The 24,958-nt window shown below is 60.4% G+C and carries 18 protein-coding genes; 7 read left to right on the top strand and 11 right to left on the bottom strand.

Going from position 1 to position 24,958, the window contains the following annotated elements:
- Window position 1 precedes the first annotated feature (1 nt).
- Entirely contained in the window at window positions 2–520 is a 519-nt protein-coding gene (locus TK42_RS05100) for a DUF2059 domain-containing protein (RefSeq protein WP_103733720.1), read from the bottom strand.
- A 195-nt stretch (window positions 521–715) separates the two neighbouring features.
- Between TK42_RS05100 and TK42_RS05095 the strand changes: the two genes are divergently transcribed.
- Window positions 716–2,098 (top strand): class II fumarate hydratase, encoded by a 1,383-nt coding sequence (locus tag TK42_RS05095; RefSeq protein WP_032880155.1) that lies wholly within the window; start codon window positions 716–718, stop codon window positions 2,096–2,098.
- On the opposite strand, the gene TK42_RS05090 is transcribed toward TK42_RS05095, so the two are convergent.
- The 3 genes from TK42_RS05090 to TK42_RS05080 all read right to left on the bottom strand — a co-directional run bounded on the left by TK42_RS05090 (window position 2,095) and on the right by TK42_RS05080 (window position 9,740).
- The gene (locus tag TK42_RS05090; RefSeq protein WP_032880154.1) at window positions 2,095–3,051 is read right to left on the bottom strand and encodes a DMT family transporter; all 957 of its coding nucleotides are present in this window, start codon (window positions 3,049–3,051) and stop codon (window positions 2,095–2,097) included. The genes TK42_RS05095 and TK42_RS05090 overlap by 4 nt on opposite strands.
- Window positions 3,052–3,288: 237 nt before the next feature.
- Window positions 3,289–4,803 carry a polyphosphate:AMP phosphotransferase gene (pap, locus tag TK42_RS05085; protein WP_078821923.1) on the bottom strand — a complete coding sequence of 505 codons (1,515 nt, stop codon included), beginning with the start codon at window positions 4,801–4,803 and terminating at the stop codon, window positions 3,289–3,291.
- Between the two features lie 101 nt (window positions 4,804–4,904).
- Window positions 4,905–9,740, bottom strand: coding sequence for an NEL-type E3 ubiquitin ligase domain-containing protein (locus TK42_RS05080; RefSeq protein ID WP_103733719.1), 4,836 nt, complete (start codon window positions 9,738–9,740; stop codon window positions 4,905–4,907).
- Between the two features lie 212 nt (window positions 9,741–9,952).
- Between TK42_RS05080 and mnmC the strand changes: the two genes are divergently transcribed.
- The 5 genes from mnmC (at window position 9,953) to TK42_RS05055 (ending at window position 17,268) form a co-directional block, all read left to right on the top strand.
- Complete coding sequence (gene mnmC / locus TK42_RS05075; RefSeq protein ID WP_103733718.1) at window positions 9,953–11,953, top strand: bifunctional tRNA (5-methylaminomethyl-2-thiouridine)(34)-methyltransferase MnmD/FAD-dependent 5-carboxymethylaminomethyl-2-thiouridine(34) oxidoreductase MnmC; 2,001 nt, start codon at window positions 9,953–9,955, stop codon at window positions 11,951–11,953.
- Window positions 11,954–12,087: 134 nt separating this feature from the next.
- A complete protein-coding gene (locus TK42_RS05070; RefSeq protein ID WP_103733717.1) occupies window positions 12,088–13,860 on the top strand; it encodes an N-acetylglutaminylglutamine amidotransferase in 1,773 nt (590 codons plus the stop codon).
- 3 nt (window positions 13,861–13,863) lie between these two features.
- Window positions 13,864–15,609, top strand: coding sequence for an N-acetylglutaminylglutamine synthetase (gene ngg / locus TK42_RS05065; protein ID WP_078821927.1), 1,746 nt, complete (start codon window positions 13,864–13,866; stop codon window positions 15,607–15,609).
- A gap of 171 nt (window positions 15,610–15,780) precedes the next feature.
- Window positions 15,781–16,965, top strand: coding sequence for an osmoprotectant NAGGN system M42 family peptidase (locus tag TK42_RS05060; protein WP_005789901.1), 1,185 nt, complete (start codon window positions 15,781–15,783; stop codon window positions 16,963–16,965).
- Between the two features lie 75 nt (window positions 16,966–17,040).
- Complete coding sequence (locus tag TK42_RS05055) at window positions 17,041–17,268, top strand: YheU family protein (RefSeq protein WP_003192759.1); 228 nt, start codon at window positions 17,041–17,043, stop codon at window positions 17,266–17,268.
- A gap of 9 nt (window positions 17,269–17,277) precedes the next feature.
- Here the strand turns inward: TK42_RS05055 and csrA are convergent, their stop codons facing one another.
- The gene (csrA, locus tag TK42_RS05050) at window positions 17,278–17,481 is read right to left on the bottom strand and encodes a carbon storage regulator CsrA (RefSeq protein ID WP_005789902.1); all 204 of its coding nucleotides are present in this window, start codon (window positions 17,479–17,481) and stop codon (window positions 17,278–17,280) included.
- A 127-nt stretch (window positions 17,482–17,608) separates the two neighbouring features.
- Complete coding sequence (locus TK42_RS05045; protein ID WP_032880148.1) at window positions 17,609–18,424, bottom strand: SDR family oxidoreductase; 816 nt, start codon at window positions 18,422–18,424, stop codon at window positions 17,609–17,611.
- Between the two features lie 329 nt (window positions 18,425–18,753).
- Here TK42_RS05045 and TK42_RS05040 point away from each other — a divergent pair, with 329 nt between their 5' ends.
- Window positions 18,754–18,906: a DUF3309 family protein gene (locus tag TK42_RS05040; RefSeq protein WP_003192767.1), complete on the top strand. Its 153-nt coding sequence runs from the start codon at window positions 18,754–18,756 to the stop codon at window positions 18,904–18,906.
- Window positions 18,907–18,961: 55 nt separating this feature from the next.
- Here TK42_RS05040 and TK42_RS05035 read toward each other — a convergent pair whose 3' ends face one another.
- From TK42_RS05035 to TK42_RS05015, 5 genes are all read right to left on the bottom strand, one after another.
- Window positions 18,962–21,049, bottom strand: coding sequence for an LTA synthase family protein (locus TK42_RS05035; RefSeq protein WP_005789904.1), 2,088 nt, complete (start codon window positions 21,047–21,049; stop codon window positions 18,962–18,964).
- A gap of 397 nt (window positions 21,050–21,446) precedes the next feature.
- Complete coding sequence (locus TK42_RS05030; RefSeq protein WP_003172956.1) at window positions 21,447–21,638, bottom strand: PLDc N-terminal domain-containing protein; 192 nt, start codon at window positions 21,636–21,638, stop codon at window positions 21,447–21,449.
- 68 nt (window positions 21,639–21,706) lie between these two features.
- Window positions 21,707–22,237: a hypothetical protein gene (locus TK42_RS05025; RefSeq protein WP_005789905.1), complete on the bottom strand. Its 531-nt coding sequence runs from the start codon at window positions 22,235–22,237 to the stop codon at window positions 21,707–21,709.
- A gap of 40 nt (window positions 22,238–22,277) precedes the next feature.
- Window positions 22,278–22,793 (bottom strand): ankyrin repeat domain-containing protein, encoded by a 516-nt coding sequence (locus TK42_RS05020; protein WP_078821929.1) that lies wholly within the window; start codon window positions 22,791–22,793, stop codon window positions 22,278–22,280.
- Window positions 22,794–22,899: 106 nt separating this feature from the next.
- On the bottom strand, window positions 22,900–24,726 hold the full coding sequence (locus TK42_RS05015) for a long-chain-acyl-CoA synthetase (RefSeq protein ID WP_103733716.1): 1,827 nt from the start codon (window positions 24,724–24,726) through the stop codon (window positions 22,900–22,902).
- Between the last annotated feature and the right edge of the window lie 232 nt (window positions 24,727–24,958).

The raw sequence follows: 24,958 nt of genomic DNA, 5'->3' as shown, positions 1-24,958 counted from the left end.
CTTACTTCTTCTTGGCCGGTGCGGCACCTTTTGGCGCCAGCTCATTGGTCATGTCTTCCAACAGCTTGTTCACCACCGGTACGGCGCTTTCCAGTTTGGCCTGGGTCATCTGGGCCGATTGCTGGGTCAGTTGGGGCATTTTTTCCAGGACTTTCTTGCCCAGTGGCGACTTGTAGAACGCTACCAGGTCCTTGAGCTCGGATTCGCTGAAGTTGGTGGTGTAGAGCTTGACCATATCGGGCTTGAGCTTCGGCCAGCCGATGGCCTGGTCCAGGGCGGCGTTGGCCTTGGCCTGGTAGCTGTCCAGTACGGACTGCTTGGCGGCAGGCGCCTTGGTCTGTTCGAAACGCTGGGCGAACATTTGCTGCACTTGCATGTACACCGGGGTCCCCAGCTTGTCAGCGTGGGCCAGGGTAAGGAAGGCTTCGGCACTGGCGTTGTGGCTGGCGGTATCGGCAAAAACCTGGCCGCTGGCGCAAACCAGAGCAACCGCGGTACAGATGGCACGAAGACGAGTCATCGAGTTTCCTTTTCTAGCAGGCGAGGTAAGACCCCAAGGGCGCCCATTCTGCGCCTAAAAAACCTCGCGGCTCAACCCCACCCCACGCAGGCCCTGGTTTTGCGGGGCGCAATGGCACAAATGCGGATTTAGGGAACCCACGGCAGCCGCCAGGGCCTAAACTGACCAATCACGACTGGATAAGGAGGGTGCCCGATGAGCCGTATCGAAACCGACAGCCTGGGAGAAGTACAGGTCCCTGATGATGCCTATTGGGGCGCGCAAACCCAGCGCTCGCTGGTCAATTTTGCGATTGGCGAGCAGCGTATGCCGCTGGCGGTATTGCATGCCCTGGCCCTGATCAAGAAGGCCGCCGCCCGGGTCAATGACCGTAACGGCGACCTGCCCGCCGATATCGCCCGGCTGATCGAACAGGCTGCCGACGAAATCCTCGACGGCCAGCATGACGACCAGTTCCCGCTGGTGGTCTGGCAGACCGGCAGTGGCACCCAGAGCAACATGAACGCCAACGAAGTGATCGCCGGCCGCGCCAACGAACTGGCCGGCAACAATCGGGGCGGTAAAAGCCCGGTACACCCCAACGACCATGTGAACCGCTCCCAAAGCTCCAACGACTGCTTCCCAACCGCCATGAGCATTGCTGCGGTGCAAGCGGTGCACCAGCAACTGCTGCCTGCTATCGCGACGCTGTCCGGTGGCCTGGCGGAACTGGCCGCGCGGCATATGAAGCTGGTCAAGACCGGCCGCACCCACATGATGGACGCCACGCCGATCACCTTCGGCCAGGAGCTGTCGGCGTTTATCGCCCAGCTCGATTACGCCGAGCGCGCGATCCGCAGCGCCCTGCCCGCCGTGTGCGAGCTGGCCCAAGGCGGCACTGCTGTCGGCACCGGGCTCAACGCACCCCATGGCTTCGGCGAGGCGATTGCCTCCGAACTGGCGGCGCTGTCGGGCTTGCCCTTCGTGACCGCACCGAACAAATTCGCCGCCCTCTCCGGCCATGAACCGCTGGTCACCTTGCACGGCGCGCTGAAAACCCTGGCCGTGGCCCTGATGAAAATCGCCAACGACCTGCGCCTGCTGGGTTCCGGCCCACGCACAGGGCTGGCCGAAGTGAAGTTGCCGGCCAACGAACCGGGCAGTTCGATCATGCCCGGCAAGGTCAACCCCACACAGTGCGAAGCGCTGTCGATGCTGGCCTGCCAGGTATTGGGCAACGACGTGACCATCGGCATGGCCGCCAGCCAAGGGCACTTGCAGTTGAACGTGTACAAACCGGTGATCATTCACAACCTGCTGGAGTCGATCCGCCTGCTGGCCGATGGCTGCAACAACTTCCAGGAGCATTGCATCGCGGGTCTTGAGCCCGACGCCGCGCAAATGGCCGAACACCTGGAACGCGGGCTGATGCTGGTCACCGCGCTCAACCCGCATATCGGCTACGACAAGTCGGCAGAGATCGCCAAGAAGGCTTACGCCGAAGGGCTGACACTGCGCGAAGCCGCGCTGGAACTCGGCTACCTCACCGACGCCGAGTTCGACCAGTGGGTCCGCCCGGAAAACATGCTCGGCGCTTAAACCGATATCCGCAGCCGCCGGGCCCTGAGCCCGGCGAGCAGCGAAGGCGCCAACGCCACCATCGCCGACCCCGTCACCACCACCAGCGCCCCCACATACCCCAAGGCATTGATCTCTTCGGCCTGCACATAGTCAGGCCACAGCCAGGCCGCCAAGGCCACCGCCACAAAGGTCACCAACGGCGTCAACGCCAGGGTCGCACTGACCCGCGAGGCTTCCCAATGCGCCAGGGCTTCGGCAAATGCGCCGTAGGCCACCAGCGTATTCATGCAACACGCCAGCAGCAGCCATCCTTGCAGCGGGCTCAACTGCAACGCCTCCAGCGGATGCGCCCACGGCGTGAGCAACACCGCGCACGACAGGTAGATCACCATCATCACCTGCAACGAATTCCACACTGTCAGCAACTGCTTCTGCCCCAATGCATAGAACACCCAGATGGTGGTGGCGAGCAGGATCGTCAGCACACCGGCGGTGTAGGTGCCCATGGACGTCAGCAACTCCACCAGGCGTTGGTTGAAGAACAAACCAAAGCCGATAATCAGTACCACCAGCCCCACACCCTGCCCCAGGCTGAAGCGCTCCTTGAACACAAACACACTGGCTACCATCAGAAAGATCGGGCCCATCTGCACTACCAGCTGCGCGGTGCCTGGGCTGAGCATTTTCAGCCCAACCAGATACAGCACGTAGTTGCCGACCAGGCCGCACACCGCCATGCCCACCAGCCAGCCGCCCCTGGGGCCGAGCACTTTACGGCTGGGCAAGCGCTTGGTGGCAGCCAGATAGACAAACAGGCAAGTACCGGCCACCGTGAGGCGAAACCAGGTGACGGTGATCGGATCCATCACTTGCAGCACTTGCTTAAGCTTGACCGGAAGGATGCCCCACAGAAACGCGGTCAGCAGGGTCAGGAAAAAGCCGTAGACCCAGCGGCCGGAGGAGATGTGCATGAGTGCCCCAGATGCCAGAGGAAGTGGAACCGCATTCTAGGGGCAAGTCACTGGATTGGGATACGCCACAATCCTAAATGTGGGAGGGGGCTTGCCCCAATGCCAGTCAGTTAAGAGCTAGAGCAGACAACTAGTGAGCTGTGGCCCGATGAGGGAGTGTCAGTCAGCACATCTGTGACTGACTCACCGCCATCGGGAGCAAGCCCCCTCCCACATTTGGACCGAGCCGGGTGCAGGCTATTTCTTTTTCTTTTTGTCGTGCTTATCGGTTTTAGCGAACGCATCCTCCAGCGCCCGGTTGATGGTGCGCAACACCTTGACCCGCGCCCAGCGCTTGTCATTGGCTTCTACCAGGGTCCAGGGCGCCACCTCGGTGCTGGTGCGATCAACCATGTCGCCCACCGCCGCGCGGTAGTCGTCCCATTTGTCGCGGTTGCGCCAATCATCTTCAGTGATCTTGAAGCGCTTGAACGGGATTTCCTCGCGGGCCTGGAAGCGCTCCAGTTGGGTGTCCTTGTCGATGGCCAGCCAGAACTTGACCACGATCACCCTCGCATCGCGCAATTGCTCTTCGAAGTCATTGATCTCGCCATAGGCGCGCATCCAGTCCGCCGGGGTGCAAAAGCCTTCGATGCGTTCCACCAGCACGCGGCCGTACCAGGAGCGGTCGAACACGGTGAACATGCCACGCGCCGGGATCTTCTGCCAGAACCGCCATAGATAAGGCTGGGCGCGTTCGTCTTCACTGGGCGCGGCAATCGGCACGATGTGGTACTGGCGCGGGTCCAGTGCTGCCGCCACACGACGGATCGCCCCGCCCTTGCCGGCTGCGTCGTTGCCTTCGAATACGCTCACCAGCGCGTGTTTGCGCATGCGTTTGTCGCGCATCAGACCAGAGAAGCGCGCCTGCTCGGTGATCAGCTGTTCTTCGTAATCGTCCTTGTCCAGGCGCAGGGTCATGTCCAGGCTGTCGAGCAGGCTCTTCTGGTCAACCGAGGCAAGCAACGGCGCCGGGTTCATGCCGCTGGCCTTGACCTTGGCCTGTTTCAAGGCACTTTGCAGTCCATCCAGCAGGATCTTGCCCACGGTCAGCCCACGGTAATGGGGGTCGACGCCTTCGATCACATGCCACGGCGCGTAATCGCGGCTGGTGCGGCGCAGCACACGCTCACCGAAATGCACGAACTTGTCGTAGGTCTCGGACTGCTGCCAATCCAGCGGGCTGATGCGCCAGCTGTGCAGCGGGTCGTCGGCCAGGGCCTTGAGGCGCGCCTTCATCTGTTTTTTGGACAGGTGGAACCAGAACTTGAAGATCAGCGCACCTTCATCGCAGAGCATTTTTTCCAGACGTTCGGCGCCGGCGATGGCCTGGTCCAGGCGCGCATCCTTGATCTGCCCATGCACCCGGCCTTGCAGCATCTGGCTGTACCAGTTACCGAAAAAGATGCCCATGCGACCCTTGGCCGGCAGTTGCCGCCAATAGCGCCAGGCCGGCGGGCGCGCCAGTTCTTCGTCGGTCTGCTGGTCGAAGGTGCGCACTTCGATCAGGCGCGGGTCCATCCATTCATTGAGCAGCTTGACGGTTTCGCCCTTGCCCGCGCCTTCGATGCCATTGATCAGGATGATCACCGGGAAGCGCTTCTGCTGCTGCAACTCGTACTGCACCTCCAACAAGGCTTCACGCAGGGCCGGCACTTCGGCGTCATAGGTGTCTTTGTCGATGGCGTGACCGATTTCGGCGGATTCGAACATGGGCAGCTCCGTTTCAAGATGGCTCAAGACTAGCGGATTGGGCACCACGGCAGGCAAGGAATTTCACTCGGCTTGCCGTGGATCAATCACCGCGGCTACGGTTAATACCCAGGAACGTGACATAGGCCCAGGTCCTGATGCTTCAACATCTGCTGTGTCAGGCGCTCCATCACTGCGGTTATTGCCTGCCGTCGCGGTGTGCGCAGGGCTTCCATTTGTTTGAAATACTCCCCGTCAGTAAGGTCCTGGCGATTCTCAAAAAGTGTTTGCTGCTGCGTATCGAAGGGCTCAGTCACCGATAGGAACTCAGCAGGAAACTGCTGTTTGAGATGGGTTTTCCAGAACGTCAACTGGGTAATAAAACGCAAGAAGGCAGGCGACAGCTCAGCTGTTCGCACCTGGGCTTGCGCCATCGCCAAATCGCTGCTGGGCACCTCGAAAAACGAGTCATAGACCATATGTTTCGGCTGCCCCGGCAGTTGCAGGTCCTTGGCCAACCCGATCCGAAATGCCAGGTTGATTTCCAGCGGATCCGAGGAGGCTTTTTCAACCGCGTATGTCGCCGCAATTTTCTCCAGCTCGCTGAGGCGAAACAAACCTCGACTCAAGTTCAACAGCGCCCCGGAGTTGCTCTGTGCACGACCCGCCTGCAGCGTTGCCTTCTCGACTTCCTTGAGAACCTCAATCTGGCTGAACATCTGCGCCGCCCCATCCTCACAACCAGTCGGATGGGCTGCCAGTTGGAAGACCTGCTCGCGCAGCCCGACATTGTCATGGGTCGCCTGCAATACGTCCCAGACACGTTGCGTCATATCCTCGCGCACACGGCGACTGTCAGCAGCACTGGTCAATTCAGCCAGCAACAGGAACAACTCTGTCGACTCCGGATCATCCCGCAGGTTGGCCCAGACGCTACGCTTGTTGGCATCGCGGGCAGCCACCTCGTCCGGCAACCACCGCGCCCTGGCCTTCAGTTCGCTCATACGAGGCTGATCGTCGTCTACATACCCCATACCAATACCTACGTCAGCGCGGTAACGCTCGAGTGCCTCTACTGTCGTGTCGGATAGCGGATTGCCGCCCAAGTCGATCGACTGGCTGAAAATGCGCGGCACCGTGAACAACCACTCGGGCAGCACGGTGATCAGGTTATCGCGCAGATCCACCTGCTCCAAGTGGGCCAACCGCCCGATGCCCGACGGCAGGTCGACGAGTCTGCTGTCCCGCAGCAACAGCGTGTGCAAGTCACGCATCCTGCTGACATCCACCAGCTTATCCAGTGGGTTATGGCTCAGGTCCAGCAGGCGCAGCGTATTCAGATCAGCCAGTTTCAGCTGGGTATACTCGGTCAGTGCAAGACGGTTATGGGGCATCGACAAGCTTTCGAGGTCGAGCATCCGCGAGAATATTTCCGGCAAGCGCGTCAGGCGGTTACGGTCCAGCGCCAGATGCCGAATGCCTTTGAAACACTTGAGGAAATACGCGACGTCATCGCCCAATCGCATGTTCTTGAGTGACACCTGACGGACATGGTCGAAACGAATGTCGGCAGGCAGCGTCGGCAACGATCCGACGCGCATTCCGTCCAGGTTCAAACTGGCAACCGACATCTGATGTTCATCCAGAGCAAAGCTTTGACGCCGCCAACAGGCTTCAATGCGCTCAGCCACCTGCTCGCGGCTGGTACGAATGTCACTCAGGCCCGGCTGTTTATCCATGCCCTGGGTATCGGTCTTCCAGTGTTTGAGCAGCGCTCGCAGATGAGTAAGCTCTGCCTTCAAACGCTTTACCGCCCTGGCCCGGGAAAGATGGTCAGCACCCAAGGCCATCAGCAGCGAAGACACTTGTGCAGTGCTGAACAAGGGGTACAAACGCTTCACCTTGCGCACCAGCGCGCGAGGGTGCGCCAATGGCCCCGTCGGCGAATCAGCCATTTCACAGGGCATCGCGTCCAGCACCGGCTCGCTGCCCCTGCTGGAAAAAGCCTCGGCGGCCAGCTCCCGTTCCCCCTTGGCCTGGGAAGCGCTCATGTAGCGCAGGCGCCAGAGATTGTTGGCCTCGTTGAGCGGCAACCCCATTGCTACGCGCTGACTGTCGGTCAGCGCGCACTCAATCGCCTGAAACAAGCCGTCCGGTCCGGAGTAAGGCCCACCTAGACTCAGGCCGTTGTCGTCGAACGTTGCAAACCCAGCGTCCGAGCTGACCACTATTCGTCGCGCACCGGCGCCATTGCTCGCGCCCAGGGCCAATAAGTCACCCTGTGGCGAACCCTGGCGCAACTCAAGCCGCACCTCCCTGCCCCACCCTGCCAGATGCGGCATCGACCGAACCGCCACACACGCCGTATCCAGGCTGGCCAGCTCAGGCTGCTCAAACCCCATCAGGGCGCGGTCCAGGCGTTGCTCCCCGAGGGCACGCTGGACCGACTCGGCCAATGCCATGGGGATACGTTGATTATCGCGCAGGGTCTCGCGCTGCACCGTTGAGGTCTGGGCCATCAATTCGCGCATCAGCGTACAGGGCAGTTGCGGATAGGTACGCCTGAGCAACGCCCATTCGGGCGGTACAGGTCCGTCATGGGCCTGATACAACTGCTCGAACAACGGCCTGCAGTCAGCCTTGAGGTGTGCGAGCAACTGACGCTCCAATACGCCGCGCTCCTGATCAGCAGCAACCCCCTCTCCAAGCAGGCCGATTTTTTGTGCCTCGTCCAGCTCGGACAACAGCACATCAAACACTTTGCCCTCACGAAGCATCTGCTCAGTGAGCGTCAAACGCAGGCCTACATTGTCAAACGGCCCACCGGTGGGGTAACGCGCCTTGACGCGGCCCTGTGCATCCAGCACCTCAAAATAGCGCCCCACCGGCCACCCGTCTAACAAGGGCAGGGCATGCATCTGCAAGGTCAAGTTTTCTACACTGGGGGACGCACCGCTTTCCAACTGCCAGATCAGATCACGAATGGACTGGTCCAGCTTGAAACGCTCATACAAATCACGAAAACGTGCGGGAAAGGGCAGGCACTCTTCGGCCTGATAGACGCCCCATTCATGGGGCATATCCATAATGGCCTTGATCTGCACAAGCTTCCTGGGATGCAGCGAAGCACCTGGGCCTGCCGGGTTCAGGCGTGAAAAGAGATACTCCTGATCCTCCCATTCGTCGGGCGTTTCGAACGCAAAACGCCAGCGTCCTTCGCCGTTGTGCAGCAACAGCGGGCGATAAGCCGTCTGCCGCAGCGGGTGACTGGCCCGCCATCGATCCAGTTTCGAGTCAAACGCAACCCGATGTACGCAATCATTGACCTTGACGTATGAATGCCCTCCGACTTTGTAAATTCCCGTAGCGTCCGCAACCTCGTCGTCGACAAGACGCTGATCATGGAAGTACGGCGTGACATTTGCCCGCCACAGCCGCAGATTGCCATCTGTGGGGCGTACCACTTCAAACTGGCGAAAAAAGTTATCCAGGTTAAGACCGCTGCGTTTCATCGCCGAACCGACAACCTTGCTCCCCGCCGCGAACAGCACCATCGAGGTGATGTTTTGCGCTACCGCTGCCAACTGCTTGAACGCCTCTTCTTTATCGCCACGGCGCCAGTCCTCAATGCCCTCATACAGCTCGCCGAGCATCTGGCCCACCGCCACGCCAGTCATCAATAGTCCCAACTCCGGCACAACAAACCCGGCGAGGTTGAGCACTGTCAAACCGGCATCCAGGTACGCTTGCAAGCGCTGCTCGCGGGCCACCTCATCCACGTCGGCTACCGGTACCGCCAGGGTCCGCGCGTCGGCTTGGAGTTTGGCGGCGTAAGTTGCGAAAAAATGCCCCGCCAGGCTAACCGTAATGGGGGTTGCCTCCAGCGCCCCCAAGGTACGGGATTGATCGAAATGGCTGAAGAAGCCGACCCGGTCATCCTGGCTCAGGTACCGGGTAAAGAAACTACGATAAGCCGGCACTTCAAGCTTGCGCTTGAGGTAGACCTGAAAGTCATCAAACGAGGAATACTCGAACAATGGCCGCTCCGGCTCATTGGGCATGTACACCACACAGGGTTCTTGCGGGTATTGCGCAACCGAGCGGCCGGAGAACACCAGAATGCTCCACAGGCAACTGCCCTGTACATTCAGCCATTGCCAAGTGACGGGGCGCCATTCAAACAAAATCCCTGCCGCCTGAGCCTGAGACGCTGTCAGCTTGCGGTCCAGCAATTTGCACAACACCTCGTAGACACCTTGGGAAATATCTGCGCGCATCAGGGCAATGTGGGCGTCGATTTTTATATCCAGGGTTTTCATCTGGCCGATATCAGTTGCGACATCATTGAGGTTGGGCTGATCACTCCCCAGCTTGAATACTTCACTGATGTGCTGCTGATACAGGCCACGCAGATCCAGGGCACGGCACCCCTGTGCAAACTCCAGGGGGGTTATGCCAATGACCCCGCGAGCGGCAGCCCCCAAGCGCAGCAGCGAGCCCGTCGGAAAGTGCTGCGCTCGCACTTCATCCTCGGAAAAATTCTGCATCGCCACATGCAGGAGACTGTCCTGCACCAGCCTCACCGTTTTCACATATTTCAATGGCAAGACTTCTTTCTCGTACTCGTTTACAGCACGCACCAAAAGATCTTTTTTCGGCTCCACGGTCAGTTGCCATCGGGTCTGACAGTAAGCCTTGAGCCGCTCACTGCAAAACTCATCCAGTGCTTGCAAAGGCTTCAATTGCTCGGCGACAACTGCCTGGGCATCTGCAACCCGTGCGGCATCCCTGGTCAGTGCGTCCAACACGCCAGGCGGTGCGTTGACCATCCAGCCCGGCAGTTGCTTTTGCAACACCTGGGCCTTGTCCAAATCACCCGTCATTTCCAGTAAGGCGGATTGCAGTTGCCGCTGGGTCAATTGGTTCAGTTTGCTGTTCAAATCGTCCTGTGGGCGCATCAGCAATGTCCTTTATTGCCTATAAATCAAGCTATTACGATACCGCAGCAACTTGCACAGAATTAACGCTGATAGTTGATGGATTGCAGGCCGGACGCAGCAGCTATTTCCATGCAAAACCTATGGGGCTACCACCTGGAATCGGCCCTGCGCGCCGCGATCGGCTAGAATGGCTGCCTTGTCGTTGCCTGCTGTATGTCTATGAGCCGCCCATGACCCCCATCACCCACGCCCAGCTTGACTGGGATGACCAAGGTCGCCCGCATTCGCGGGTGTTCGACGACGTGTACTTCTCCGACCAGTCGGGCCTTGCAGAAACCCGCTATGTGTTCCTGGAGCAGAACCGCTTGCAGGAGCGCTTTGCTGGCTTGCCAGCGGGCGGGCGGCTGGTGATCGGCGAAACCGGCTTCGGCACGGGTTTGAATTTTCTCTGCGCCTGGCAATTGTTTGAGCAACACGCACCGGCCGGCGCGCGCCTGCACTTTGTCAGCGTGGAAAAATATCCGCTGAGCCATGCCGACCTGCAACGCGCCCTCGCCCTCTGGCCTGAACTGCAACCCTTGGCCGAACAACTCTTGGCGCAATACATCGCCATTCACCAAGGCTTCCAACGCCTGGTACTGGATAACGGCCGCGTGGTCCTGACCCTGTTGATCGGCGATGCTCTGGAGCAATTGCCGCAACTGGATGCGCAGATCGACGCCTGGTTTCTGGACGGTTTCGCCCCGGCGAAAAACCCCGATATGTGGACCGCCGAACTGTTCGCTGAACTGGCGCGCCTGGCCGCTCCGGGCTCGACCATCAGCACCTTTACCAGCACCGGCTGGGTACGGCGCCTGATCAACGCCGCGGGCTTCAAGATGAAGCGCACGCCGGGCATCGGGCATAAGTGGGAGATCCTGCGTGGAGAGTTTCTCGGCTGGCCCGACGAGACGCCGCCGCCCGCAAAAAGCAAACCCTGGTTCGCTCGCCCCCCAGCCATCGACGGTGAACGCCACGCCATGGTTATTGGGGGTGGCCTGGCCGGTTGCGCAACGGCTGCCAGCCTGGCCGCCCGCGGTTGGCGCGTCAGCTTGCTGGAACGCCATGCCGGCCTGGCGCAGGAAGCCTCGGGCAACCCTCAGGGCGTGCTGTACCTCAAGCTGTCGGCCCATGGCACCGCATTGTCCCAACTGATACTCAGCGGTTTCGGCCACACCCGCCGCCTGCTGGAGCACTTGCACCGTGGCGTGGATTGGGATGGCTGTGGTGTGTTGCAACTGGCGTTCGACGCCAAGGAAGGCCAGCGCCAGGCCCAACTCGCCGACGCCTTCGCACCGAGCCTGCTGCACCTGCTCGACCGCGAGCAGGCGCAACAACAGGCTGGAATCCAACTGGCCCACGGCGGCCTGTTTTTCCCCGAGGGCGGCTGGGTGCATCCACCCGCACTGTGCCAGTGGCAGGCGACGCATCCGCTGATTGAGGTGCTCAGCCACCATGAGGCGCTTGAACTGGACCGGCACGACGACCAGTGGCACGCTCGCGCCGGCGATCGCGTGCTGGCCAGCGCCAGCGTGGTGGTGCTCGCCGGGGCGGCGGAGATCAAGCGTTTCCCCTTGAGCGCAGACATACCGCTCAAGCGTATTCGCGGGCAGATCACCCGGCTCGCACAAACCCCAGCCAGTGAGGCCCTTACTACTGTGGTCTGTGCCGAGGGTTACGTCGCACCAGCCCGCCTTGGTGAACATACCCTGGGCGCCAGTTTTGACTTCAACAACCAAGACCTCACACCCACGCTCGCTGAACACACCGGCAACCTGGAGATGCTGCGCGAGATCTCCACAGACCTGCTGCAGCGCCTGGGCGCCGATCGCCTGGCGGCCGAACAGTTGGAAGGGCGTGCCGCGTTTCGCTGCACCAGCCCCGATTACCTGCCGATCGTCGGGCCGCTGGCCGACCATGAAGCGTTCCAGCAGGCTTATGCCGTGCTGGGCAAAGACGCCCGGCAAGTACCGGATACGCCGTGCCCCTGGCTGCCCGGGCTGTACCTCAACAGTGGCCATGGCTCCCGCGGCCTGATCACTGCCCCCCTGTGCGGCGAACTCCTGGCCGCCTGGCTGAATGACGAACCGCTGCCGGTACCGGCCAGCGTGGCCGCGGCTTGCCACCCCAACCGGTTTACCCTGCGCGCTCTGGTTCGAGGCCAGGCCGCAGCCCGTAAAGAGCGGGATTGATGGCTAGGCGGCCATCTGCCTTATAACTTATCGGTCTAAAACTCCACGCATAGCACTGGGTCAGTTTCTGGGTACGCGCCGTTTGGCGTATTGAGTATTGACCCCTCCCCAACGGAAAAACCGGTAAGGAACTTATGTGTGGATTAGCTGGCGAGTTACGCTTTGATCATCAACCTGCCGACCTGGCAGCCGTAGAACGCATCACTCATCACCTCGCCCCCCGTGGCCCCGACGCATGGGGCTTCCACGCCCAAGGGCCGATTGCCCTGGGCCACCGCCGCCTGAAAATCATGGACCTGTCGGACGGCTCCGCGCAGCCGATGGTTGACGCCCAACTGGGGTTGTCCCTGGCGTTCAATGGCGCGATCTATAACTTCCCGGAACTACGAGAAGAGCTGGAAGCCTTGGGCTACGCCTTCTATTCCGGCGGTGATACCGAAGTGCTGCTCAAGGGCTACCACGCCTGGGGCGAAGCACTGCTGCCCAAGCTCAACGGCATGTTTGCCTTCGCCATTTGGGAACGTGACGCCCAACGTCTGTTCATCGCCCGTGACCGCTTGGGCGTAAAACCTTTGTACCTGTCGCGCACCGGCCAGCGCCTGCGTTTTGCCTCGGCGTTACCGGCGTTGCTCAGGGGCGGCGACATCAACCCGATCCTCGATCCGGTCGCTCTCAACCACTACCTGAATTTCCACGCCGTGGTCCCCGCGCCGCGCACACTGTTGGCGGGCATTGAAAAGCTGCCGCCCGCCAGCTGGATGCGCATTGATGCCAGCGGCAAGACCGAACAGAAAACCTGGTGGACCCTGCCTTACGGGCCCCATGAGGATGAAAAACACCTGACGCTGGAAGACTGGACCGACCGCGTGCTCGACAGCACCCGCGAAGCCGTGGCCATCCGCCAACGCGCCGCCGTGGATGTGGGCGTGCTGCTCTCCGGTGGCGTCGACTCGAGCATGCTCGTCGGCCTGCTGCGTGAAGTCGGTGTGCAGGACCTGTCCACGTTCTCCATCGGTTTTGAAGACGCCGGTGGCGAGCGCGGCGACGAATTCCAGTACTCGGACCTGATCGCCAAGCATTACGGAACTCGCCATCACCAACTGCGCATCGCCGAAAGCGAGATCATCGAGCAACTGCCGGCGGCGTTCCGCGCCATGAGCGAGCCGATGGTCAGCCATGACTGCATCGCGTTCTACCTGTTGTCGCGGGAAGTCGCCAAGCATTGCAAGGTGGTGCAGAGCGGCCAGGGCGCCGACGAATTGTTCGCCGGTTACCACTGGTACCCGCAGGTGGATGGCGCAAGCGACCCGTATGCCGCGTACCGCGAGGCGTTTTTCGACCGCAGCTACGATGACTACGCGGCCACCGTCGCACCGAAATGGCTGACCGCCAACGACGCTGCCGGCGACTTTGTGCGCGAACATTTTGCCATGCCGGGCGCGGAAGCCGCCGTAGACAAGGCCCTGCGCCTGGACAGCACGGTGATGCTGGTGGACGACCCAGTCAAACGCGTCGACAACATGACCATGGCCTGGGGCCTGGAAGCCCGGACACCGTTCCTCGACTACCGCCTGGTAGAACTCTCGGCCCGCGTACCGGGCAAGTTCAAACTGCCCGATGGCGGCAAACAGGTGCTCAAAGAGGCCGCGCGCCGGGTGATCCCCAGCGAAGTCATCGACCGTAAAAAAGGTTACTTCCCGGTCCCCGGCCTCAAGCATTTACAAGGCGACACCCTGAACTGGGTGCGCGAGTTGCTGCTGGACCCGAGCCAGGACCGTGGCCTGTTCAACCCGGCCATGCTCGATCGCCTGCTGACGGACCCTCAGGGTCAACTGACCCCATTGCGCGGCTCCAAGCTGTGGCAACTGGCGGCGCTGAACCTGTGGCTCAGCGAACAAGGAATCTGATCCATGAAACCTAACGCCGCGGCGTATAGCCAACGCTTGATCAAAGGCCAGGCGCCGACCTACGAGCGCCTGCAGGCCCGGCTTGCCGAAGACGGCAGCCCGCAAGGTCCCGAACCGATTGCCGTGCATTGCGGTTGGGGGCGCTTGTTGATCGGGCATACGTTTCCCGACCCTGCCAGCCTTGCCCTGGAGCTGCTCAACGAACAGCCCGGCGAACGTGATATCGCTCTGTATGTGGCCGCGCCCCAGCAAATCCTCGGGATCGACCCGCAGCAGTTATTCCTCGACCCGTCAGACACCTTGCGCCTGTGGTTCAGTGACTACCGCCCCGCCACCCGTGTGTTTCGCGGTTTTCGGATCCGTCGGGTACAGAGCGAAGCCGACTGGCACGCCGTCAACTTGCTGTATCAGGGCCGCGGCATGTTGCCCGTCGACGTCGAACGCCTCACACCGCGCCATCAAGGCGGCCCGGTGTATTGGCTGGCGGAAGACGAAGACAGCGGCGCCGTGATCGGCAGCGTGATGGGCCTCAACCATCAGAAAGCCTTTCACGACCCGGAAAACGGTTGCAGCCTGTGGTGCCTGGCGGTAGACCCACAGTGCACCCGCCCCGGCGTGGGTGAAGTGCTGGTGCGCCACCTGGTGGAACACTTCATGAGCCGTGGCTTGAGCTACCTGGACCTGTCGGTGCTGCACGATAACCGCCAGGCCAAGAGCCTTTACGCCAAGCTGGGTTTTCGCGCACTGACCACCTTTGCGATCAAGCACAAGAACGGCATTAACCAGCCGCTGTTTCTCGGCCCGGGGCCGCAGGCGGGGTTCAATCCGTATGCGCGAATCATTGTCGAAGAAGCCCATCGGCGCGGTATCGATGTGCAGGTGGATGACGCCGATGCCGGGCTGTTCACCCTCAGCCACGGCGGGCGCCGCGTGCGGTGCCGCGAGTCACTGAGCGATTTGACCAGCGCCATCAGCATGACCCTTTGCCAGGACAAGAGCCTGACCCACAAGGTGCTCAAGGCCGCTGGCCTGAAGTTGCCTGCGCAGCAGTTGGCAGGCAGTGCCGACGACAACCTCGAGTTTCTGGACGAGCACCAGCGCGTGGTGGTCAAGCCGTTGGATGGCGAACAAGGCCAGGGCGTGGCGGTGGACCTGCGAACGATCGAGGAGGTGCAGCAAGCCATCGAAACGGCACGCCAGTTCGACAGCCGCGTACTGCTCGAAAGCTTTCACGAGGGCCTGGACCTGCGCATCCTGGTGATCGGTTTCGACGTAGTCGCCGCCGCGATTCGCCGCCCCGCCGAAGTGATCGGCGACGGTCAGCATTCGATTCGTGCGTTGATCCAAGCGCAAAGCCGACGTCGTCAGGCCGCCACCGATGGCGAAAGCAAGATCCCCCTGGACGGCGAGACCGAGCGCACACTCAAGGCCGCCGGCTACGACTACGACAGCATCCTGCCCCGGGGCCAGACCCTGGCCGTGCGGCGAACTGCCAACCTGCATACCGGCGGTTGTCTGGAAGACGTCACCGCCATCCTGCACCCGACGCTGGTGGACGCCGCCGTGCGCGCCGCCCGTGCCCTGGATATTCCCATGGTCGGCCTGGACCTGATGGTGCCGGCGGCCGACCAACCGGAGTACGTGTTTATCGAAGCCAACGAACGGGCCGGGCTGGCCAACCATGAACCGCAACCAACTGCAGAGAAGTTTGTGGATTTGTTGTTTCCACACAGTCAACCGGCCGCTTGAGGCTTGTGTTGAATGTGAAACCGCTATCGGGGGCAAGCCCCCTCCCACATTTTCCTGTGTTCACACATCAAGGGTGGGAGGGGGCTTGCCCCCGATGAGGCCGGCACTGGCAACGAATCTCTCAACCCTATCATCGAAACCATCGATGCCCTCAACTCATCAGGAGTTTCCATGACCAGAACCATCCCAGAACCCGATCTCGCCTACCTGCAAAAAGTGCTGCTGGAGATGCTCGCCATTCCCAGCCCCACCGGATTTACCGACACCATCGTGCGCTACGTCGCCGAACGCCTGGAAGAACTTGGCATCCCGTTTGAAATGACCCGGCGCGGCACTATTCGCGCCACCCTCAAGGGCCAGAAAAACAGCCCTGACCGTGCCGTCTCTGCGCACCTGGACACCATCGGCGCCGCCGTGCGAGCGATCAAGGACAACGGCCGCCTGACCCTGGCACCGGTGGGCTGCTGGTCGAGCCGCTTTGCCGAAGGCAGCCGGGTCAGCCTGTTCACCGATAACGGTGTCATCCGCGGCAGCGTATTGCCGTTGATGGCGTCCGGGCATGCGTTCAACACCGCCGTGGATGAAATGCCGGTCAGTTGGGACCATGTGGAACTGCGCCTGGACGCCTACTGCGCCACTCGTGCCGACTGTGACTCCCTAGGCATCAGCGTCGGTGACTATGTAGCGTTCGACCCACTGCCGGAGTTCACCGAAAGCGGGCATATCAGCGCCCGTCACCTGGACGACAAAGCTGGGGTCGCCGCCCTGCTCGCCGCGCTCAAGGCAATCGTCGACAGTGGCGAACCGCTGCTGATCGACTGCCACCCGCTGTTCACCATCACCGAGGAAACCGGCAGTGGCGCAGCGGCCGCCCTGCCCTGGGATGTCAGCGAGTTTGTCGGCATCGACATCGCCCCGGTCGCCCCGGGCCAGCACTCCAGCGAACACGCGGTGAGCGTGGCGATGCAGGACTCCGGCGGGCCGTACGACTATCACCTGTCGCGGCACTTGCTGCGCCTGGCCGCCGATAACGACTTGCCGGTGCGCCGCGATCTGTTCCGCTATTACTTCAGCGATGCGCACTCAGCGGTTACCGCCGGCCATGACATTCGCACCGCCCTGCTGGCCTTCGGTTGCGATGCCACCCACGGCTACGAGCGTACCCATATCGACAGCCTGGCCGCCCTGAGTCGCTTGCTGGGCGCCTATATCCTCAGCCCGCCGGTCTTTGCCAGCGATGCGCAACCGGCCCAGGGTTCCCTGGATCGGTTCAGTCATCAGATCGAGCATGAAACGCAAATGGAGAGCGACACCCGCGTGCCGTCGGTGGACAGCCTGGTCGGAAACAAGTCCTGACGCTGGCGACAGCTGCTACTGGCAACATAGGTCCCGGCGCAGTAGCATCGCCGGGACCTGACACCTGAGGCTTGTATGCTGATTCCCTACGATGCACTTGAAGTCGACACCCTGACCCGCCTCATCGAAGACTTCGTCACCCGCGACGGCACCGACAATGGCGACGACACGCCGCTGGAAACGCGTGTGCTGCGCGTACGCCAGGCGCTGACCAAGGGCCAGGCGCTGATCGTCTTCGACCCCGAGAGCGAGCAATGCCAACTGATGCTCAAGCACGATGTGCCCAAGCATCTGTTCGACTGAAAACCCCGCCTAAGGATTGGGTACCGACACGGGATGCGTGACGGGCCCCTGGCGTTCGCGGATCTTCTGGTAAACCTCGGCGCGGTGCACATTGACGCCCACGGGGGCTTCGATACCGAATTTCACGTGGGTGCCGTTCACTTCGAGAATATAGACGGTGATGTCATCGCCAATAGCGATGGCTTCGCCTATGGTGCGGCTTAAGACCAGCATGGCGTGTGTCCTTTTCAAGTAGCAGGACCTGGACCATGCGCCCTTGGAAATGGACCGGCAATGGCTTGCTGGAAAATCAGGCATTACCTACACAGGTAGGTAATTTGCCTGACAGACTTCATCCAAATCAGCCCTTAACGACCTGCGCCTTCGCGCGCATCTTGTCGGCCATCAGCGTCATTTCGTCATACAGCAACTGCGGGTTTTTCTGCTTCAGGGCCCAGGCCATGCGCCCTTGCTCATGGGGCAGGATCATGAATTCGCCCGCGGCCACGCGCTGGTAGATGTAATCGGCGATATCGGTCGCCGAAATAGGTGAACTTTCAAGCAACTTGCCCACCTGCGCCTTCATGGCCGGGGTCGGCCCACGGAAGGAGTCGAGCAGGTTGGTCTGGAAAAACGATGGGCACACCACGTGCACGCCCACTTCCTGCTGCTTGAGCTCGACCAGCAGGCTTTCCGACAACGCCACTACGCCGGCCTTGGCCACGTTGTAGTTGCTCATGGCCGGCCCCTGCATCAATGCAGCCATCGACGCGATGTTGATGATCCGGCCCTTGCTCTTCTCCAACAGCGGCAGGAACGCCTTGCAGCCCTTGACCACGCCCATCAGATTGATTGCGATCTGCCAGTCCCAATCCTCCAGGGACAGTTCGGCGAAGAACCCACCCGAGGCCACGCCTGCGTTGTTGACGATCACATCAATGCCGCCGAGCTTGACCTCGCACGCCTGGGCAAACGCGGTGAGCTGGCTGTAGTCGCGCACGTCGCAGCGTTGGATAAACCCTTCACCCCCCGCCTCGCGCACAAGTTTGAGGGTCTCCTGCAAACCGGGCTCACTGACATCCGACAACGCCAACTGCCAGCCCTCACTGGCCCAGCGCAGAGCGATTTCACGACCCAGGCCGGACCCGGCGCCAGTGATCATCATGCGATTTTGCATAGGAAGTAGCCTTGTGGTTTACCGAAGAAGTGACCGGCAGTGTAGCGAAGGTTTTTCCCGCACCCACGCACCATCAGATTGATGAATGCCCCAGGCAAACCGTGGGCCGGGTCGCAGGCACGCATATAGCCCAAGTTCAATTTTTTTCAACTGATTAGTTCAAGTTGCGCACGGGTTAAAAGAAATAAACAACTAATCAAAATGTTTTAGAAAAACAATGAATTTTCTGCGAAGTGCATGAGTCGGAATGGTTAAGACGTCCCGATGCACATGGACGAGATAACGGTCAAACAGCCGGTTTTTGCACAGAACCTATAAGGAATAAAACCATGAGCCTCATTCTAATCATTATCCTGATCCTTCTATTGGTCGGCGGCCTGCCAGTGTTCCCGCACTCGCGTAACTGGGGTTATGGACCGTCGGGTATCCTGGGTGTGGTGCTGGTCGTCCTGCTGGTGCTGTTGTTGCTCGGCAAGATATAAAAGCCGGGACAAAAAAAGAGGCCTCGATCGAGGCCTCTTTTTTATTGCCGGTCAGTTAGTCCGGCTTACCATCTACAACACCTGCGGTGTTATCCAGCAGGCTCTTGGTAGCGGTCTGCAGGAACGACTCAAGTTTCTGCTTGAGCGCAGCTTCGTCCGGCGACTCAGGGATCACCTTGCCAGTCGGTTCGGCGCCCAGGGTGTATTCCCACAACTTGGGTGGCATTTCCTTGGGCAATACCAGTACGCGGTCAGCGGTAAGCAAGGCCACGGTCTGGTCGCTGCCCGATGGCTTGATCACGCCGAAGCCCTTGTCGCCTTCCGGCAGGTTCAACAGGTCACGCCCCCAGCACTGGTGCAACGTGTCGCCACCCAGGCGGCCCATGATGGTCGGCACGATGTCGATCTGGGTGCCCACGGTGTGGTCACGTACGCCGAACTTTTCCTGCATGCCAGGTGCGATCATCAGCATCGGCACGTTGAAGCGGCCCAGGTCCATTTCAGTGATCTGTTGCTCGTTGCCGAAACCGTGGTCGCCCACAATCACGAACAGCGTTTCCTTGAAGTACGGCTCCTTGCGGGCCTTTTCAAAGAACTGGCCCAAGGCCCAGTCAGAGTAGCGCATGGCCGTCAAATGCTCGTTGAGGCTGCCACGGTCGGTGACTTTTTCAACCGGCAATGGCGTCGGCAACGCGTACGGGGTGTGGTTGGACAAGGTTTGCAGCAATGCGTAGAACGGCTTGCCGCCTTCACGGGCTTTGAGTTCCTCCAGGCCACGGTTGAACATGTCCTGGTCGGACACGCCCCATGTCGGGTCAGAGAACACCGGGTCGACAAAGTCATTACGGCCGATGAAGTTGGTCATGCCCTGGTTGCTGAAGAAGCCCGACTGGTTGTCCCAGGCGAAATCGCCGTTGTAGACATACACATCGTCGAAATCACGCGCACTGAGCAACTGCGGCAGGCCCGACAACTTGTGGCTGCCTTCCGGGGTCTGCATCAGGTATTCGAAGCCCGGCAGGTTCGGGAAGCAGGCCATGGTGGCGAACATACCCTGGTGGGTGTGGGTACCGTTGGAGAAGAAGCGGTCGAACAGCAAGCCTTCCTTGGTCAGCTTGTCGAAGTACGGCGTGATATTGCCCGGACGGCCCAATGCGCCCACCGAGTGACCGGCAAAGCTTTCCATCAGGATCACTACGACGTTCTTGATCGGCAGGGTCTTCTCGGCCGGCGGCGTGAAATCACGGCGCACGGCAGCGGTGTCGGTATCCACCAGTTTTTCGCTCGGCAACACCAGCATGTCGCGCACGGTCTGGGTGGCCAGCGGTTGTTCGAGGGTGGCTTTCCAGATGTTGGCACGGTCTTCACCGAACCGCGCCTTGGCCGCCGCGATCAGCGACAGGGTGCCATTGAGGCCCAACTGGTTGGCGAAGTTCGAATCGGTGGTGTAGACATCCCCCCAACGCAATGGCGGGCCCTGACGCAGGGTGCCGCGAATGGCGACCACGGCGACCAGCAGGCAAACCACGAATACAGCGATGCGGCTGTACCACGGAGCCACCTGGCGCGTGCTGATCGTACCGCCGCTGAACGGGCCACGCGGGCGCGTTGCACGGTCGGCGCCCTTGAAGGCCATGCTCAGGATCAGCGTGCCCACGGCCCAGGCCAGCAGGTAGCGCACCACCGGGAAACCGTACCAGAGCATGCTCATCACGGTTTTCGGGTCTTCCTTCACATACTGGAAGACCAGGCCGTTGAGGCGCTGGTGGAATTCACGGTAGAAGTCCATTTCCATCAGCCCCAGGAACAAGGCGATGCTGGACACGACGGTCAGCCACAAACGGAAGAAACCCCGTGCCGCCATGGCCCGTACACTGAACAACGCCAGCAGCAACGGGATCAGCAGGTACATCACCAAGCGGATATCCAGGCGCAGGCCATTGGCGAACGCTTCCAAGAACGTCGAGGCCGGCGTGTCCAGGATCATCTCGCGGTTGTAGACCAGCAACGCCAGGCGCAGCAGGGAGAACATCACCATCATGACCAGTGCGCAGAGCAGCGTGTACGCCAGATGGGATTTGACGGTCGGTTGCAGCAGGCGATTTGAAGCTCGCTGCTGATTCAGGGCGTCCGGGTTTGCCATGTCGTTTTAGGACCCATTGGAAGTTTAAGTTGCGAAATAATGCAGTGGCGTCCGTCCTCGCCCAGGCTGGCTGGGGTAAGCGGTTTACGCGGTGGCACAAATGGTGCCCGATCAAGGCCGGCAAGGCTATTAATTACTGAACGTGCAACCTTGTCGTGTCTTTAAAGGCCCCAGGGATAGAGCCTTGGCAGGCGAATAAAGCCGGCGAATTGTCTTGGATGGAATGTGAAAATTCTGTACAGCGAATATTTCGATACATAAATTTTTCGAACAAATGTGGGAGGGGGCTTGCTCCCGATAGCGGTGTGTCAGTGAGCTTATTTGTCACTGATCCACCGCTATCGGGAGCAAGCCCCCTCCCACATTGACTGCGCCGACTCCAGGAGGAGTGAGGCGCTCAGATCCGCACGTTACCGCGTGGCCCAGCGATAGCCCAGATAATCAGACCCAGTACCGGCAACAGCAGGATCAACAGGATCCACAGCACTTTGGCGCCCGTACTTGCGCCGCTTTTGAACACGTTGATGATCGCCCAGATATCCAGCGCGAGGATGATCAGGCCAATCAGGCCGTTGAAAGTGGAACCCATGGTGTCGCTCCTAAGTGAGGGCATGCACTTGTAGGATAGTCAGCCTTGGCGGGGGTTCCGTTTTAATTTCAGACGTGCACGGCGATCTTCAATGCCTCAAGCGACGGCTCAGCCTTGATGCCGACTTCAGCGCACAGTTGCAGCACGCGCGGCAGGTCGTTGCCGAACACCAATACCGCCTGGATCTCATCATCGAGCAACTGACTGAAGTTCATCAGCACATAACCGCCGTCTTCCGGGCTCAAGGCGCTCATCTGAATCTGGATGCGGTTCAACGCGGTCAGGTCTTCAGTCTTGGTCAATTGCTTGGGCTTGAGATTGAACGCCACGCCCGGACCAAACGAGGCGACGATCTGCGCGAACAGGTCGCCGTAGGTATCAGCCTGAAACAACACCGTGTCGGGCAGGCTGCCGACCACCACCCACTCCCCCAGCGGTATCGGGAAGCTGTCGTCGTAGTTGATATCCGGGTTAGCCGCCAGGAAAGCGGCCGGGTCTGCGTAGGCTTGCGCCGCTTCGTCGGCAATACGTGCCACCTCGTCCTCAGCCATGACGCCGGCGCTGATTTTGCTGATGAGTTCGACGAGGGCGGTTTTCATGGGCGATCCTGTAGCGGGCGGGTTTTCGAGGGCGCGTAGCCTACACCAGTTTCTGCAACTGCGCCGCCGTATCCACCGCGCCCATGGTCTGTGCCGCAGCCAGTGCCGTGGCACCTTGAGCGTCGGTAGCCTTGGGATTGGCGCCTTGACCGAGCAGGTATTCGACCATTTCAACGCGGTTGAACATCGCCGCCATCATCAACGCCGTACGCCCATCCGATGAGGCCGCCTCAACCGGCGTGCCGCCTTCGATCAGGGCCTGAACCACAGGCAGGTTGCCTTTGAACGCCGCGCCAGCAATCGGCAACTGGTTCTTGTCATTGGCGATCAAGGGGTCGGCCTTGAATTCCAGCAGTACTTTTACCGCCTCGGAGTGGCCGTGGTAGGCCGCGAGCATCAATAAGGTGTCGCCATTGTGATTACGAAAGTTGGCCGGCAAGCCCTTGGCCAATAACGCAGCAAGCATGGCTGCATCGCCGCGGCGGGCCACGTCGAAGACCTGCTCGGCAAATTCGGCGGCTTCGTCTTCGGTCATTTGTTTAGGCTGATCTGACATGGGGGCTCCTTGCTGAGGCGGCTTGTGTAACTGAATAAGGCGCCCAGTGTCGCGATGGAGTTCCCCCCTGTCATGGCTTTTTTGTCAAAAGCCGCCATAGCCAGAATCAATAACGAAAGTGCCCGCCCTGGATCTGCGCCAATAATTGCCCGGTAACCGGCACATAGCTCTGCGAACCTGGCAGCCAGGCGTACACCGGGTCATTGCCGGCCTTGGCCGGGTCGAATGCTTCCTCTTTGAGTTTCATTTTCTGGTACTTGAAGGTGCCGGTGGTTTCCATTTTTACCTTGATCCGCAGGAACAGCGGCACCGCATAGTGCGGCAACTGGCCGTGGGCAAATTGCAGCAGTTCGCGCATGTCCAGGGCAGCCAGAGACTCACTCGGGGTGATGGCGACCATGCCAGCACGGCCATTGGTGTTCGCGATCTCGACACCATAAGCCACCACTTCGGCGATTTGCGGGTGTTGCAGCAGCACGTTTTCCACTTCGGTGGTCGAGACGTTTTCACCCTTCCATCGGTAGGTGTCCCCCAGGCGATCGACAAATTGCGCATGACCGAAGCCGATGCTGCGTACCAGATCGCCAGTATTGAAATACCGGTCGCCCTTCTCGAACACGTCGCTGATCACCACTTTGCGATTTTTTTGCGGGTCGGTGTAGCCATCGAACGGTGACTTTTCATCGATCTTCGCCAGCAACAAGCCCTGCCCGCCCGTTGAGACCTTGTGCATGAACCCATCACTGCCGCGCAACGGTTCCCCTGTGTCCGGAGCGTAATCCACCAACGCCCAATGCTGCAGGCAAAAGCCGATGGTGTTGTCAAAATTCAGCACGTTGGTAAAACCTATATTGCCGTCACTGGCCGCATACAGTTCGCAAATATGCTCCACCTCATAGCGCTGTTTGAACTGCGCCCATACACCGGGGCGCAGGCCATTGCCGACCATCTTGGTCACGCGGTTATCGCGATCCTGTTCGCTGGGGGGCTGGTCGAGCAAATAGCGGCATAACTCACCGACATAGCCGAGGGTGGTCGCGTTGAACTTGCGCGCATCCTCCCAGAACTGGCTGGCGCTGAACTTGCGCCGAATGGCGAAGCCGGACGCGCCGATAATGGCCGAGCCCCAGCACACGCACAAACCGGTGCCGTGGTACAGCGGCAAGGTGCAATAGAGAACGTCGTGCGGTGCCATGTCCAGGGCAATCCTGCCGAAGCTCACAGCGGTTTTGGTCCAGCGCCCATGCTTCATGATGCCGGCCTTGGGCAAGCCGGTGGTGCCGGAGGTGTAGATATAGAAGCAGGGATCGTTGTAGGAAATCTGCGCGCAGATCGCAAGGTTGTCCACCGGGTGCCCGGCACTGGCCGCCATCAGGTCGATGTAGCCCTCAGGAACTGCGCCATCGGGTTGATCCGCCACAAACCAAGTGCGCTCGGCCGGGATCTGCACCTGATCGCGCACCGCTGCGTAGGCGCTCAGCAACTCTGCCCCCACCACAATGGCAACCGGGTCGACCAGCGTCAGGCTGTGCACCAGCGCTCCCTGGGTTTGCGACGTATTGAGCATGGCGCAGACGCCGCCCAGCTTGGCCACGGCCAACACGTTGAGCAGCAACTCGGGGCGATTTTCAATTAACAGCGCTACCACGTCGCCTTTGCGAATGCCTTGGTCATGCAGGTGATGGGCGATGCGATTGGCCTGCTGATTGGCGTCGCGATAGCTGATCACCTGCTCAGCGTAAAGCAGCGCGGCACCGTCAGGATTGCGCAAGGTCGCTTGCTCGAAATGCCAGCCCAGACCGCAGGGTTGCCTGGGGTCGGTGACGTTGGCCGCACGCATGCCGCGTACCACACGCGGGAGCGCCCGAACGATGGCAGGCACCTTTCGCAGCATCATGCCCCAGGTAATCATGTCGTTTTGCCGATGGCTCATGGCGGGACTTCCTTTTTCTTATTTTTGGTCGAGTCCAGATACCTGACGAGCTTGTAAGCACTCGCCAATGCGTTACAGGAAAATACGTCAGCCCTTCTTGGGCTGTACACGCGGGATTTGAAAAGTTTTGTATCCCAAAGGGCAGTCGCCGCAGGCAACGGAATTTTCCGGCAAAAAAGGCGGTCAATAGCTGTAAGGCAAGCCCGACACCTTCGCAAAGGCGCCGACTAAA

Origin of the sequence: Pseudomonas sp. GZJR-8 (assembly GCF_002916705.1) — a bacterium.
In the GTDB taxonomy this organism is placed as follows: Bacteria; Pseudomonadota; Gammaproteobacteria; order Pseudomonadales; family Pseudomonadaceae; genus Aquipseudomonas; species Aquipseudomonas synxantha_A.
This window is presented reverse-complemented; position numbering and strand designations above follow the sequence as displayed.

Coding starts and splice junctions, on each gene's coding strand:
- TK42_RS05025 (WP_005789905.1), bottom strand. CDS start 22,237: ATGAAAACCGCCCTCGTCGAACTCATCAGCAAAATCAGCGCCGGCGTC.
- TK42_RS05095 (WP_032880155.1), top strand. CDS start 716: ATGAGCCGTATCGAAACCGACAGCCTGGGAGAAGTACAGGTCCCTGAT.
- TK42_RS05045 (WP_032880148.1), bottom strand. CDS start 18,424: ATGCAAAATCGCATGATGATCACTGGCGCCGGGTCCGGCCTGGGTCGT.
- TK42_RS05030 (WP_003172956.1), bottom strand. CDS start 21,638: ATGGGTTCCACTTTCAACGGCCTGATTGGCCTGATCATCCTCGCGCTG.
- csrA (WP_005789902.1), bottom strand. CDS start 17,481: ATGCTGGTCTTAAGCCGCACCATAGGCGAAGCCATCGCTATTGGCGAT.
- TK42_RS05020 (WP_078821929.1), bottom strand. CDS start 22,793: ATGTCAGATCAGCCTAAACAAATGACCGAAGACGAAGCCGCCGAATTT.
- TK42_RS05035 (WP_005789904.1), bottom strand. CDS start 21,049: ATGGCAAACCCGGACGCCCTGAATCAGCAGCGAGCTTCAAATCGCCTG.
- TK42_RS05055 (WP_003192759.1), top strand. CDS start 17,041: ATGCTGATTCCCTACGATGCACTTGAAGTCGACACCCTGACCCGCCTC.
- pap (WP_078821923.1), bottom strand. CDS start 4,803: ATGTTCGAATCCGCCGAAATCGGTCACGCCATCGACAAAGACACCTAT.
- ngg (WP_078821927.1), top strand. CDS start 13,864: ATGAAACCTAACGCCGCGGCGTATAGCCAACGCTTGATCAAAGGCCAG.
- TK42_RS05060 (WP_005789901.1), top strand. CDS start 15,781: ATGACCAGAACCATCCCAGAACCCGATCTCGCCTACCTGCAAAAAGTG.
- TK42_RS05040 (WP_003192767.1), top strand. CDS start 18,754: ATGAGCCTCATTCTAATCATTATCCTGATCCTTCTATTGGTCGGCGGC.
- mnmC (WP_103733718.1), top strand. CDS start 9,953: ATGACCCCCATCACCCACGCCCAGCTTGACTGGGATGACCAAGGTCGC.
- TK42_RS05070 (WP_103733717.1), top strand. CDS start 12,088: ATGTGTGGATTAGCTGGCGAGTTACGCTTTGATCATCAACCTGCCGAC.
- TK42_RS05090 (WP_032880154.1), bottom strand. CDS start 3,051: ATGCACATCTCCTCCGGCCGCTGGGTCTACGGCTTTTTCCTGACCCTG.
- TK42_RS05100 (WP_103733720.1), bottom strand. CDS start 520: ATGACTCGTCTTCGTGCCATCTGTACCGCGGTTGCTCTGGTTTGCGCC.
- TK42_RS05015 (WP_103733716.1), bottom strand. CDS start 24,726: ATGAGCCATCGGCAAAACGACATGATTACCTGGGGCATGATGCTGCGA.
- TK42_RS05080 (WP_103733719.1), bottom strand. CDS start 9,740: ATGCGCCCACAGGACGATTTGAACAGCAAACTGAACCAATTGACCCAG.